We start from the raw sequence: 12829 nt of genomic DNA, 5'->3' as shown, positions 1-12829 counted from the left end.
ACAAGTAAAGTAGGTAAATTGAATAACTGCTGTTTTAAATTGTTAAGGCAGGATAATGTTTTTGAGGATGCATAATGTTTGAGTAGCAGGCGCAAACACGTTATTTGTTCTTTTTGCAACAGGCAGAAAATTAGTATTGATAAATGCAGAAAGATTGCGGCTGCAGATAAATGGCATCCTCTTTCTGTTCTGTAACAGGGCCGGGGCCGCCCCACTGCCTATCGGCAGAATTGAAGAGCAATGTTTGAACAGCAGCCATACCGTTCGTAGTAACGGCCTTTACTTCATTGGCAAAGTTCATCAGCACTACTACGCGGCTTTGCTGGTTCCAGCGATGCAGTTGCAGCGTTTTATTCTGTTCATCGAAGCTCACAGTTAAATTTTGGCGCTTGAGTACATGCAGGGCCGGTACCTGTTTGCGCAGTGCAATCAGCGACTTATAAAAGGCAAGCATTACTTTATGATGCCCTTGTAAGCGAAGCTGCCACTGTAGCTTTGATTGCCCGAAAGTGTCCTCAGCCATAGGGTCGGGCGCTTCGCCTGCGGCATGGAAGGCGGCAAACTCTTTTTTGCGCCCTTTGCGCACGGCATCGGCCAGTTCAGGGTCGGTATGGCTTACAAAGTACAGGAAGGGGTGGGGTTCGCCCCATTCCTCACCCATAAACAGCATAGGCAGGTAGGGGGCGGTAAGTACGGCCCCGGCCATAAGCTTGCACATCTCAAAGCTGAACAGCGTGCTGCTGCGCTCGCCCAGCATCCGGTTGCCTACCTGGTCGTGGTTTTGCGAAAACACCACAAACTGCTGCCCGGTATTCTCATCAGCCTTGCCGCCGAATATTTTAAGCCGGTGCGGGGAGTAGCGGCCATCATACACATAGGCATCCTGGTAGGATTTGGCTAAATCGGCAATGCCGTTAAAATCGGCATAATAGCCGCTTTGCTCGCCGCCGGCGGTAATCCGCAGGGCGTGATGAAACTCGTCAATCCACTGTGCATCCATGCCATAGCCATGCCGGGTTTGCGGGTTGATAAAGCGCGGGTCGTTCAAATCGCACTCTACAATCAGGTAATGTGTTTTACCGGTTTCCTTCATCAGGGCATCCACCTCCGTTTTTAACTGATGGAGGATGTGCTCGGCACCAAAATCCTTAATGGCATGTACGGCATCCAGGCGCAGGGCATCAATGTGAAAATCCCTGAACCACATCAGCGCATTTTGAATGATGTAATCGCGCACGCCGTCGCTCCAGGCATCGTCCGCATTTATGGCGTTGCCCCAGGGCGTATGGTATTTATCAGTAAAGTAATGGCCGAAATTCTCCAGATAGTTACCTTCCGGGCCAACGTGGTTATACACCACATCAAGCACTACGGCAAGGCCCTTACTGTGGCAGGCATTAACTAACTGCTGTAAACCAACGGCACCGCCGTACGAATCTTGTACGGCATAAGGGTAAACACCATCATACCCCCAGTTGCGCTCGCCCGGAAACCGGGCCACCGGCATCAATTCAATGGCGGTAATCCCTAAACTTATTAAATGATCCAGCTTTTGCTCGATACCGGCAAAAGTACCTTCAGGGGTAAAGGTGCCGGTGTGCAGTTCATAAAACAGGTAATCCTGCAGGGGCGGATTCTGCCATTGATTGTCCGTCCATTCAAATTTGTTCAGATCAACCGCTGCTGATGCACCATGTACGCCCTCGGGCTGGCTCAGCGAAGCAGGGTCGGGTAAAAAAGTCTTATCATCAATAACCAACTTATACCAGTCGCCGGGCTTTAGTTCAGTTGAGGTAATTGCCCAGTAGCCATATTCCTGCTGTTGCAATGGCAGCACCTGCTTGGTGCTGCACAATTTGATACCAACCGTATGGGCTTTGGGTGCCCATACGGTTATCTCAGCGGTGTTATCCGTGTTGAAGCTCACCCCTGGTTTCTTCGGGGAGATAGGTTTTTGAGTGTTCATTTTGTGTAACCGGGTAAGTTAATACTACAACAGTACGCCCTAATACCTTAATGGTTTCGCCGGCCTTGCAAACTTCCTTGTCAGAGAGGTCGTCTTTAGCGGTATCCAGCACCTTATGCCACTCTTGCGCATAATCGGCGGTGGGCAACTGGTATCTGATCGGTTCATCGTGCGCATTGAAGATGACATAGAAACGGTCGTCCACTATCTCCTCACCCTTAATATCATGCATGTGCAAGTCTTCCCCGTTAATGAACACCGCCATTGATTTGGCAAAATCATTATTCCAGTGCTCTTCGTTCATGTGGGCGCCTTCCGGTAAAAACCAGGCTAAATCCTCAATCGGTTTGTCGGTATTCACGCCTTTAAACCAGCGCCTGCGGCAAAACGAAGCATGTTCCTTGCGCAGGCGAATCACTTTCCTGGTAAATGCCAGCAATTCCTGGTCGGCATTCTCCCAGTCCAGCCATGAAATCTCGTTGTCCTGGCAGTAAGCATTGTTATTACCCTGCTGGGTACGGCCAATCTCATCACCGGCCGTGAGCATGGGTACGCCCTGCGAAAGAAACAAAGTAGCTAAGAAATTCTTTTTCTGCCGCTCGCGCAGGGCGTTAATTTCCGGGTTACCGGTAGGGCCTTCCTCACCATAATTGCACGAGCGGTTGTCATTGTCGCCATCGTTATTACCTTCACCGTTGGCATCGTTGTGCTTGTGGTTATAACTCACCAGGTCATTAAGGGTGAAGCCATCATGTGCAGTAATAAAGTTGATGCTGGCGGTAGGGCTTCGGGCATCATCCTTATATAAGTCGGCACTGCCGGTAAAGCGCTGTGCAAACTCGGCCAGTTCACTTTCGGCACCGCGCCAGTAATTACGGATGTTGTCGCGGTACTTACCGTTCCACTCGGCCCAGCCGGCAGGGAACTTGCCCACCTGGTAGCCGCCTTCGCCCACATCCCAGGGTTCGGCAATCAGTTTTACCTGCGAAATGAGCGGATCCTGGTAAATGATCTCAAAGAAGGAACTTAACCGGTTCACATCCCGCAGCTCGCGGGCCAGGGCCGACGCCAGGTCAAACCGGAAACCATCCACGTGCATTTCGGTGATCCAGTAGCGCAGGCTGTCCATAATAAGGCGCAGCACACTTGGCAAATTGGCATTCAACGTGTTGCCGGTGCCGGTGTAGTCCATATAAAACCGCTTGTTATCATCGGTAAGGCGGTAGTAATCCTCATTGTCAATTCCTTTAAAAGAGAGGGTAGGCCCAAGCTCGTTACCTTCGGCGGTGTGGTTATATACCACATCCAGTATTACTTCAATACCGGCTTTGTGCAGCGCCTTTACCATATCCTTAAACTCGGTTACCTGTTCGCCGCAGGTGCCGCTGCTGGAGTAGCGCACATCGGGCGCCAGAAAGCCGATGGTATTATAACCCCAGTAGTTGGTCAGCCCTTTATCTTTCAGGTGCTGGTCGGTTACAAAGTGGTGTACCGGCAGCAATTCAATGGCGGTAATGCCCAGTTCCTGCAAATATTTAACGCTGGCCGGGTGCGCCATGCCGGCGTAGGTACCCCTGATGTTTTCGGGTATTTCAGGATTACGCATGGTAAAGCCTTTTACATGCGCCTCGTAAATAATGCTTTCGTGCAGTTCGAGATTAGGCGATCTGTCATCCTCCCAGTCGTATTCATTATTGATAACCACCGATTTGGGAATGAAGGGCGCACTGTCGCTTTCGCTAAAAGTCAGATCCTTGTCCTCACTGTTTACATTGTAAGCAAACAGGGTTTCGTTCCAGTCAATGGTACCCGCTATGGCCTTGGCATAAGGGTCGATCAATAATTTATTAGGATTATAACGCTTGCCATTGTGCGGATCATATTCGCCATGTACCCGGTAGCCGTACAGTTGGCCGGGATGAACATCGGGCAGGTAAATGTGCCATACCTGGTGCGAGCATTCGGTTAGTTCTATCTTCTCAACTTCGGTTTGTTCCTTTTCATTCTCAAATAAGCACAATTCCACTTTGGTGGCATGTGCAGCGTAAAGCGCAAAATTGGTGCCCTGGCCATCCCAGGTGGAACCCTGTGGGTAGGCGGTGCCGGGTAGTACAGTTCTGTTCATATAGCTTTAAACCGTCATCGAAAATAAAATGTTTGTGGGGGGTACTATAGTGAGGCAGGCAGGTATACCTGGAAACTGTGCATAAGCCTTATGCGCTACATCGTAATGAAATGTGATAACGCTATTAAATTTTTGTAAATCAAATGATTATGTGGCATCATTGCCAATTTGTTTAATTATTACAGCACCCGTAAGGTGTGGAAAACTATTTGAGACAACACAAGGGGATTTTTAATCAAGAAGAGGAAAGCGATTGATGTTACCGATGTACCCGGATACGCTGTTTTGGTTAGACGGAAGCTGCACTATGTTTTTAAAGCTGAAGTAACTGCCCTTCTGGCCATGGCTGCTGCACCGCCCTGACCGGCCGGCAAAAGGTAAATAAAGTGTAAAGGCAAAGTTTACACTTTTCAAAAAATATGACGTTTAAAATGCTGACAGACAGCAGCTTGCAAAAAAGCAGGGTTTACACTTTTTAGAGCTTTTAGTTGTGTGTTTTAACGCCGTTTAAGTTCTTGCAAACGCCTGTTGAGGCTGGGCCAATAACTTAAAAAGCTTCGCCAATGCTCAGGCCATAGGTGCTATGGTCTTTGCTCCGGGCAAAGTCAAAGCCGATATTGGTATTTGAGCCTTTATTGAATTTGAGGCGCAGCCCGGCCCCGGCGGCAGGATGGAGGTATCTATACCGCCCGGTTACCGGCTCGGTTACCGAGTTGGCATTGGCAAACAGCACAAAGCCAACAAGGCCGTTGCGTGTAATATCGCGCCGGTATTCTGCTTCTACATCAATCAGCCCACGGCCACGGTAACGGTTCTGCTCAAAGCCGCGGCCCGAGCGGTTAAACGGGTCCCAGCCTAAACTTGGCAGGTCAAGGTACGGCGCGCCCTGGTTAAGTGTAGTCCAGTAATAAGCCCACAGGGCCAGTTTGTTTTGCTGGCGCGTATGGCTTAACGAGATGTATTTGCGTACATCTATATACAATGACTGCCAGTGGCGCGAGCTGCCAAACACCGGGGAGTTTAAACGGTAAATGCCATTTATATACCAGCCCGGCAGCGGGTTGAGGGAGTTGTTGCGGCTATCGTACAGTACATTAAGCGTAGGCCCTGCCGAAAAAGAGTTTTGCCCGTGGCGCGTACCCAGGGGGTAATCCGAAAATTTTTCCAGGTTGTTCTGATCAATTTCCGACTGAATGTTAATGCGGTAGTCAATATCATAACCCACACCCACCAGCAGGTAGGGTTTAATGCGCCGCAACAGGCTTTGGTACAGGCGGATATAGTTATAATCAATAAGTAATTTATCATTGGATGACCGGTTGCCGCCCAGGCCCCAGGTATACTGCGGGTATACCAGAAAGCGGCTGTCGCCGCTGATGAACCACTTGTTGTTGCGCAGCCAGATATTGGAGCGTATTGGTACGCCATACCGCTGATGGAAGTTCCAGTAAGGCGAGAATGAAATACTGGACAGGTTGGTAGTGCTGCGGTCGCCCAGGTAGAAACCGGCCGTAGTAGAGGTAATAAGCGCCCTGCCGCCGCCTGGGATGGTGGAGGCGGTGGGCAGGAAGGAAAAATAAACGCGGCGCCCGGGCTCCTCTTTTACCCTCGACTTTCGCACATCCAGCAAAGCGCGGAATACATCAATCAAATCCTTTTGATAAGCCGTATCCGGGCGGCTTTTGCCTACCGAGTCGGGCAGGCGGTCGGGTGCGGCAGGCTGGTTACTGGTTTGGGCCATTGCGCTGCCGGCAGTTACCATTCCCCAAATAACCAATGCTGAAAGAACGTATTTAACCAAGCCGTACAGGTGTATATAATGTTAAGTGTTGTAAGATAGCGATATTTAGTGAATGACCAGCACCGTCTTCAGGCTCCCTTGTAAAGGAACAGAAAGAAATGCTGCAGCAGCATCAGCGTTTTGGCATCTATAATTTCGGCTTGTTCCAGCATTCGCCGGGCATCGGCAAAATGAAGTTCCACCAGTGTAATGTTTTCGCCCTCACCCGGTGCGCCGCCGCCGGCAGATACCTTGTCGTGTTCCGTATAAGATGCGGTAAACAAATAAACCTTCTCAGTAATACCGCCGGCCGAAGAATAAATGTGTCCGCAGGGCGTAACATTGCCAATACGGTAGCCCAATTCTTCCTCCGCTTCGCGGATAGCTGTTTGCTCCGGTGTTTCGCCCTCATCAATCAATCCGGCGCAGGCTTCGGTAAGATAGCCCGTATCGCTGCCATTCAGGTAGGCGGGCAGCCTGAACTGTTTGGCCAGCAGAAAAACCTGCTTTTCGGCATTATAAACCAGCACTGCAGCCGCATCAGGCCGGTAGTACACTTCTGCCTTTTTATCTTCGGCTTCGCCTTGTTGTGTAAACTGCTGGTAAGCTACGCTTTCGAGCAGGTACTTTTTGTTGGAAAGGGTTTGCTTATCGAGTATCTGAATATCCGCCATAAAATCTGGTAAATTAAGTTATACAAATAAGCCTGTGGCATAAATTATACCACAGGCTTACTATGTTAACAATTAATAATTTTTTTTAAAGATCTGTTAATGATGACGGCGGCTATAATAAGTACGGCTGTGCATTCTGCGGTAGGCGCGGTATTTTTTGGCCTTATTGCGCCTAATCTCGTTGCCCACCACATAGCCGCCGCCTGCACCCAGGGCGCCGCCTAATACAGCGCCGCCTACGTTATGGCCTATTAACGCACCGGCGGCAACACCGGCGCCGCCGCCAATCAGCGCACCTTTAGCCTGCGAGCTCATGCCCTTGCGGCGTTGTGCCATGGATTGGTTTGAAGATATAACTACTGCGAAAATCATGCTGAAAGCAAAAAGGATCTTTTTCATGGTATGGATATTTAAGTAAATTAGCTGCAATTGATAAACCAAATGCTTCAAATTATTATTTTGTTTTATATAATGACCAATTTTCGGGCTAAAGGTTTAAACCGGCGGGCGAATTTATGTTTACAGGCATCGCCGGGCAAACAAAACGGCTGAAAGTTGTTCTACCACATATCTTAATTTTTTCCGCATACTTAACCTCAGATTTTTAATGGATACCGGGCATTATAACAAATTAGAAGATTACGGCATTATTGGCAACCTGCATACGGTGGCGCTGGTATCCAACAGCGGATCAATAGATTACATGTGCCTGCCCTGGTACGATTCGCCTACGGTGTTTGGCGCACTGCTGGATGGCGATAAAGGCGGGCAGTTCTACATCAGGCCGGATATGGAAAACCTTAGCTATAAACAGTTGTATCTAACTGATTCGGCCATTTTGGTTACCCGCTTTTTTGCGGAGGACGGCATTGCAGAGCTTACTGACTTTATGCCGGTGGATGAAGACGGCGGGGTAATGACCATTGTACGCAAGGTAACGGCCATACGCGGAGATATTACTTTTAAGCTTTTATGCCAGCCGCGTTTCGGGTATGCCCAAAAAGAGCATACGGCCACCATTGCCGCCCGGGACCGTATCTTATTTGATGCCGGCGATGAGCAGCTGCACCTGTGGACAGAGATAGCGCTTACGCCGCAGAACGGGCAGGTGGAGGCCAGTTTTACGCTTAAGGAAGGCGAAGTACGGTGCTTTGTGCTGCAAAATCATGTTGAGGAAAGCAGCTTCAGCACGGCATTTCATGATTATGCACTGCAATGTTATGAGCAAACGTACAGCTACTGGCGCAACTGGATCAACCAGTGTAAGTTTACCGGGCGGTGGATGGAAACGGTGCGCCGGTCATCCATCACCCTTAAGCTGCTCACTTCTTTCAAAGAGGGTTCGGTAATTGCTGCGCCTACCTTTGGCCTTCCCGAAATTATAGGCGGCAAAAGCAACTGGGACTATCGCTATGCCTGGATACGCGATGCCTCTTTTACCATGTATATATTTCTGCAGCTGGGTTTTATGCACGATGCCGAATGCTTTATGCGCTGGATAGAGAGGCATTGCATTGAGAAGGATATGCACCTGCTGTATACCTGGGATGGCAAGCGTATACCTGAGGAGGAAGAGCTGCCCCGGTTTGCGGGCTACAAGAACTCTAAGCCGGTATTGATTGGCAATGGCGCCAAAGATCAGACGCAGCTGGATATCTACGGCGAACTGATTGATACGATCTATTTATACAACAAGCATGGCGGCCAGATTACCTATAACTTTTGGAAGAGCCTGGCCCGGCAGGTAGAATTTGTAATTGCCCATTGGCAGGATAAAGATCATGGAATATGGGAAGTTAGGGGGGAGAAAAAGGAATACCTGCATTCGAGGCTGATGTGCTGGGTTGCATTGGACCGCGCCATCAAGATTGCCGATCAGCGTTCTTTCCCGTTCCCCCGCGAGCGCTGGTTTGAGGTACGCGACGAGATTTACATGGACATCTACGAAAACTTCTGGAATGAGGAAAAGCAATCCTATGTACAGGCCAAAGGCACCGACAGGCTGGATGCCTCGGTTTTATTAATGCCAATGGTACGCTATATTACGCCAACCGACCAGCGCTGGGTAAAAACCCTGGAAGCCATAGAGCGTGAGCTGAAAATAGATGTGCTGATTTACCGTTACCTGGGAGATGCAGAAAATGCGCCGCAAAACGGCCAGGAAGGTACCTTCACCATCTGCTCTTTCTGGTATGCCGAGTGCCTTGCCAAAATGGGCCAGGCCGAAAAAGCCAATGAAGTATTTGCCAAGCTGCTGGGCTATGGTAACCCGTTGCGGCTGTATTCGGAGCAGTTAAGTAAAAGCGGCGAGCAGTTGGGGAATTTCCCGCAGGCATTTACACATTTGGGGCTCATTAGCGCGGCGTTGGCCGTTAATAAATTACAATAGCGCTTGCAGGTGTAGAGATAATTATAAATGTGAGGATATTTACCGTAAGGTATTACAGGGCGGTTATTTTTTAAAAAAACAAGACTAAGCCTAAACTTTTAGTAAGGCTTAGTGTAGTTAAATTATCTGCCCACCAATTAAACTTACTACTTATGATATTGAATGCCTTTGAAGCAGTTACGCTGCAGGATTATTTATTCAGCAATACGCTTTACAATTCTTCCTTTCTGTACAACTTTTCAGCCGGAGGCGGTGATGATGATATCTTCGACGATGAGGACGACGAGCAGCTGGAGGATGAGATGAACGACGAGAACGACCTGCATGAGATACAGGTGAACGATGACCTGCATGAGCCTGACCCGGAGGATGATGATCATCTGCCCGATGAAGATTTATAACAGAAACGGGATTCATTAACAGACCGGCTTAATCTTTCGCCGGTAAAAAAGCAACAGCAGCAGGTGTAACTTATTTGCTGCTGTTACTTTTACGGGATATGGGCAGGAAGTTTTACGCACCACCGCAAAATTTTATATAAAAATAAACTTTCAAAACATTTTGAAAGTTTGATAAGTTGTTTACCTTTGTATATGCAGTTACCAGAAGCCAAAAATAAATTTATCGAAGCCTGGGGCAAGTTAGGGTCGGAGTGGGGGATTAACCGCACCATGGCACAGGTACATGCCCTGCTGCTGGTATCGCCCGAGGCGTTAACTACCGAGGAGGTGATGGAGCAGCTCAGCATTTCGCGCGGTAACGCCAACATGACCCTGCGCGACCTGATGGATTGGGGCCTGGTGGAAAAACAGCACAAGGCCGGCGAGCGTAAGGAATACTATTTTGCGGATAAAGACACCTGGACCATAGCCCGGCAGGTAGCCAAGGAGCGCAAAAAACGCGAGCTTGACCCGGTGCTGAAGGTATTAAATGAGCTGGCTGCGGTAGAGGGCGATCAGAAAGACCCGGCCTTTAAAACATTTAAAAAGTCATTAACGGATATTAATAAGCTGGCCACCAATGTAAACCGTACCCTCGAAACCATGATAAAGGCGGAAGAGAACTGGTTTTGGGGTTCGATATTTAAGATGTTTAAATAAAATTTTTTGTTTTAATATTTCATAAATTATTGAAAGTTCAAATAGTATAAAATAAAAAGAAGCGTATGAAGACCCTGAACAATCACCTCATTTTATACGATGCCGAATGCCCGATGTGCCGCTTATATACGCAAACCTTTATAAAGAGCGGGATGCTGGAAAGTAGCGGCCGCGCAGCCTACCAGCACCTGCCCGAAAACCTGTGCCCGCTGGTAGACCGCCAGCGCGCTGTAAACGAAATTGCATTGGTTAATACCGCTACCGGCGAGGTTACCTACGGGGTAAGCAGTTTGTTTAAGGTAATCGGTAATTCTGTGCGTTTTTTGAAACCCTTATTTGAGAATGGCGCCTTTTTGTGGCTGATGAGTAAGGTATATGCTTTTATATCCTACAACCGCCGGGTAATTGTTCCCGGCAGTCAAAAGGATGTTTTCGGGATACAACCCACCTTCAGGCTGAGTTACCGCCTGTTGTACCTGGCATTTACCTGGATGGTGGTAGGTGGCCTGCTTACCGCTTACGCGCACCTGCTTGCCGGAATTGTACCTGCCGGAAACGCTTACCGGGAGTACCTGATCTGCGGCGGACAAATTCTTTTTCAGGCCGTTGTTATTAGTTGGGTAGCGCCCGCCCGCCGCTGGGATTATCTGGGTAACATGATGACCATCTCCTTTGCCGGCGCTTTATTATTAGGGCCGGTGCTGATACTGGCGCATTGGGTGCAGTTACCGGCTATAGTTTGCACTATATACTTTATGGCTGTAGCCGGTTTGATGCTGCTGGAGCATATACGCCGCAGCCGCCTGCTGGCATTAGGCTGGGCGCTTACCATCAGTTGGGTGGTATACCGCTTATTGGTGCTGCTGTTCATCTTTTTAATCCGCTAAGTAATGGAATACCGGAAAATTATACTGGCAGGCGGCAACGGCTATCTGGGCACCGTATTAGCCGCCTATTATGAGGCCAAGGCCGAAGAAATTGTAATATTAAGCCGGCGCCCTGCCGCGGCCGGCGGTAACATCAGAACCGTAGTTTGGAATGGTAAAACCAGCGGCGCCTGGGTAAGTGAACTGGAACAGGCCGACCTGCTGGTGAACCTGTGCGGTAAAAATGTGAACTGCCGTTATAACGAACGCAACAAGCGTGAGATACTATACTCGCGCACCGTACCTACCGAATTGTTGGCGGAAGCTATCACTACGCTTCGGCACCCGCCAAAACTATGGATCAACGTTACTTCGGCCACTATTTACCGCCACGCCGAAGACCGGCCTCAGGATGAGCAGCATGGCGAGTTGGGCGAAGGCTTTTCCGTTAATGTTTGTTCGCAATGGGAACACACCTTTTTCGGTACGCAAACACCCGGCACCCGTAAGGTGGCCATGCGTATGGGCATTGTGCTTGGAAAAAATGATGGCGTTTTTCCGCGCCTGCGCAACCTGGTAAAATTGGGCCTGGGCGGCAAGCAGGGCAATGGCAGGCAGTATGTAGCCTGGGTACATGAGCACGATGTCGCCTGTATTACCGAATGGGTGCTGCAACACCCCGAGCAGGAGGGTATATTTAATTGTACCGCCCCCATGCCAGTGCAAAATAATCAACTGATGCGCACCCTGCGCCGGCAATATGGTATGCCGCTGGGCCTGCCCTCACCGCGCTGGCTGCTCGAAATCGGTGCATTACTGATCTGCACCGAAACCGAACTGATCTTGAAAAGCCGCTGGGTGGTGCCCGCCCGCCTCATTGCCGCCGGTTACCGGTTTGCTTATCCGGTGCTGGAAGGCGCCGTAGAAAATATTGTAAATTCATCAATACAAAATAGTCTTTCACAATTATGAAAAATACTATTATACGTTATTTTCTCACTATAGCAATACCCCTAATCGCACTGCTGGGCATCTATGCATTGTTTAACAGCACTTGGTTAAAAGGCGATTTATTTATTGTAATGTCCATCAGCTTTTTGTTTTTGGTTCCGTTTGGTATTGGGGCCTTAACTATTTATCTGGCACCTGTTGAATATGTGCAGCGCAGGTCGTACCGTATTGTCACCCCATGGTGGCCTTTGTTATTCTTTCTTGCTGTTACAATGTTAACTGCTATGGAAGGCGCGGCTTGCTGGGGTATGGCCTTACCATTGTTTATGATAGCGGCTTCATTAGGAGGTTTAACAGCAGGTCATTATAAGTTGAAGAAGAGCAAAAACGAACGTTTATATGTTTCAATAGCTTTACTTTTACCGCTTTTAGTTGCACCCGTTGAACAGTATATCGGCAGTCATCCTGATGTATATGAGGCATACACCTACATTGATTTACATGCCGGCAAAGCGGATATCTGGAACCACGTAACACGGGTATCGGCCATCCGCCGCGAGCAGGATAAAGGCTGGCTTACCCGCACTTTAGGCTTTCCGCGCCCGGTTAGGGCCGAACTGAACTATAATGGAATTGGGGCCTACCGCAAGGCGATATTTGAAAAGGGCTTGGTGTTTCATGAAACCGTACTGGAGTACGAAGACCAGCGGCGGATGCGCTTTTCCATCAAAGCGCACCCTTACGAGATACCTTCAACCACAATGGATGAGCACGTGGTAATTGGCGGCGACTACTTTGATGTAATTGACGGCACCTATGCCTTACAAAAGCTGAATGCTAATACCTATCGCCTGCACCTGTACAGCCACTATAAACTAACCACCACCTTTAATTTTTACGCTTCGTGGTGGGCGGGCTGGATTATGAAGGATATTCAGAACAACATTTTACAAGTGATTAAAGAAAGGGTTGAATAAC

11 protein-coding genes are annotated in these 12829 nt (G+C 48.9%); 6 read left to right on the top strand and 5 right to left on the bottom strand.

The annotated features are described in order from the left end of the window. Positions 1 to 130: 130 nt before the first annotated feature. The 5 genes from treZ to ACY652_RS01315 all read right to left on the bottom strand — a co-directional run bounded on the left by treZ (position 131) and on the right by ACY652_RS01315 (position 6944). On the bottom strand, positions 131 to 1966 hold the full coding sequence (gene treZ / locus ACY652_RS01335) for a malto-oligosyltrehalose trehalohydrolase (protein ID WP_462266122.1): 1836 nt from the start codon (positions 1964 to 1966) through the stop codon (positions 131 to 133). Next, complete coding sequence (glgX, locus tag ACY652_RS01330; RefSeq protein ID WP_462266121.1) at positions 1908 to 4091, bottom strand: glycogen debranching protein GlgX; 2184 nt, start codon at positions 4089 to 4091, stop codon at positions 1908 to 1910. The genes treZ and glgX overlap by 59 nt, the downstream gene beginning before the upstream one ends. 547 nt (positions 4092 to 4638) lie before the next feature. After that, positions 4639 to 5892, bottom strand: a complete 1254-nt coding sequence (locus ACY652_RS01325; protein WP_462266120.1) for a BamA/TamA family outer membrane protein — start codon at positions 5890 to 5892, stop codon at positions 4639 to 4641. A gap of 68 nt (positions 5893 to 5960) precedes the next feature. After that, positions 5961 to 6545, bottom strand: coding sequence for an NUDIX domain-containing protein (locus ACY652_RS01320; protein ID WP_462266119.1), 585 nt, complete (start codon positions 6543 to 6545; stop codon positions 5961 to 5963). A gap of 96 nt (positions 6546 to 6641) precedes the next feature. Then, positions 6642 to 6944, bottom strand: a complete 303-nt coding sequence (locus ACY652_RS01315) for a hypothetical protein (protein ID WP_462266118.1) — start codon at positions 6942 to 6944, stop codon at positions 6642 to 6644. Between the two features lie 208 nt (positions 6945 to 7152). Between ACY652_RS01315 and ACY652_RS01310 the strand changes: the two genes are divergently transcribed. The 6 genes from ACY652_RS01310 (at position 7153) to ACY652_RS01285 (ending at position 12828) form a co-directional block, all read left to right on the top strand. Then, on the top strand, positions 7153 to 8934 hold the full coding sequence (locus tag ACY652_RS01310; protein ID WP_462266117.1) for a glycoside hydrolase family 15 protein: 1782 nt from the start codon (positions 7153 to 7155) through the stop codon (positions 8932 to 8934). A 152-nt stretch (positions 8935 to 9086) separates the two neighbouring features. After that, positions 9087 to 9335, top strand: a complete 249-nt coding sequence (locus ACY652_RS01305) for a hypothetical protein (protein ID WP_462266116.1) — start codon at positions 9087 to 9089, stop codon at positions 9333 to 9335. 192 nt (positions 9336 to 9527) lie between these two features. Continuing rightward, positions 9528 to 10034, top strand: coding sequence for a GbsR/MarR family transcriptional regulator (locus tag ACY652_RS01300; protein WP_462266115.1), 507 nt, complete (start codon positions 9528 to 9530; stop codon positions 10032 to 10034). Between the two features lie 65 nt (positions 10035 to 10099). Further along, the gene (locus ACY652_RS01295) at positions 10100 to 10921 is read left to right on the top strand and encodes a DUF393 domain-containing protein (RefSeq protein WP_462266114.1); all 822 of its coding nucleotides are present in this window, start codon (positions 10100 to 10102) and stop codon (positions 10919 to 10921) included. 3 nt (positions 10922 to 10924) lie between these two features. Next, entirely contained in the window at positions 10925 to 11872 is a 948-nt protein-coding gene (locus tag ACY652_RS01290; protein WP_462266113.1) for a TIGR01777 family oxidoreductase, read from the top strand. Next, positions 11869 to 12828, top strand: coding sequence for a hypothetical protein (locus ACY652_RS01285; RefSeq protein WP_462266112.1), 960 nt, complete (start codon positions 11869 to 11871; stop codon positions 12826 to 12828). The genes ACY652_RS01290 and ACY652_RS01285 overlap by 4 nt, the downstream gene beginning before the upstream one ends. Position 12829 lies beyond the last annotated feature (1 nt).

This window comes from Mucilaginibacter sp. (assembly GCF_965200995.1).
GTDB lineage: Bacteria > Bacteroidota > Bacteroidia > Sphingobacteriales > Sphingobacteriaceae > Mucilaginibacter.
Note: the sequence above shows the minus strand (reverse complement) of the source record. Positions and strands in the feature narration are given on the sequence as shown.

Coding starts and splice junctions, on each gene's coding strand:
- treZ (WP_462266122.1), bottom strand. CDS start 1,966: ATGAACACTCAAAAACCTATCTCCCCGAAGAAACCAGGGGTGAGCTTC.
- glgX (WP_462266121.1), bottom strand. CDS start 4,091: ATGAACAGAACTGTACTACCCGGCACCGCCTACCCACAGGGTTCCACC.
- ACY652_RS01320 (WP_462266119.1), bottom strand. CDS start 6,545: ATGGCGGATATTCAGATACTCGATAAGCAAACCCTTTCCAACAAAAAG.
- ACY652_RS01315 (WP_462266118.1), bottom strand. CDS start 6,944: ATGAAAAAGATCCTTTTTGCTTTCAGCATGATTTTCGCAGTAGTTATA.
- ACY652_RS01310 (WP_462266117.1), top strand. CDS start 7,153: ATGGATACCGGGCATTATAACAAATTAGAAGATTACGGCATTATTGGC.
- ACY652_RS01305 (WP_462266116.1), top strand. CDS start 9,087: ATGATATTGAATGCCTTTGAAGCAGTTACGCTGCAGGATTATTTATTC.
- ACY652_RS01300 (WP_462266115.1), top strand. CDS start 9,528: ATGCAGTTACCAGAAGCCAAAAATAAATTTATCGAAGCCTGGGGCAAG.
- ACY652_RS01295 (WP_462266114.1), top strand. CDS start 10,100: ATGAAGACCCTGAACAATCACCTCATTTTATACGATGCCGAATGCCCG.
- ACY652_RS01290 (WP_462266113.1), top strand. CDS start 10,925: ATGGAATACCGGAAAATTATACTGGCAGGCGGCAACGGCTATCTGGGC.
- ACY652_RS01285 (WP_462266112.1), top strand. CDS start 11,869: ATGAAAAATACTATTATACGTTATTTTCTCACTATAGCAATACCCCTA.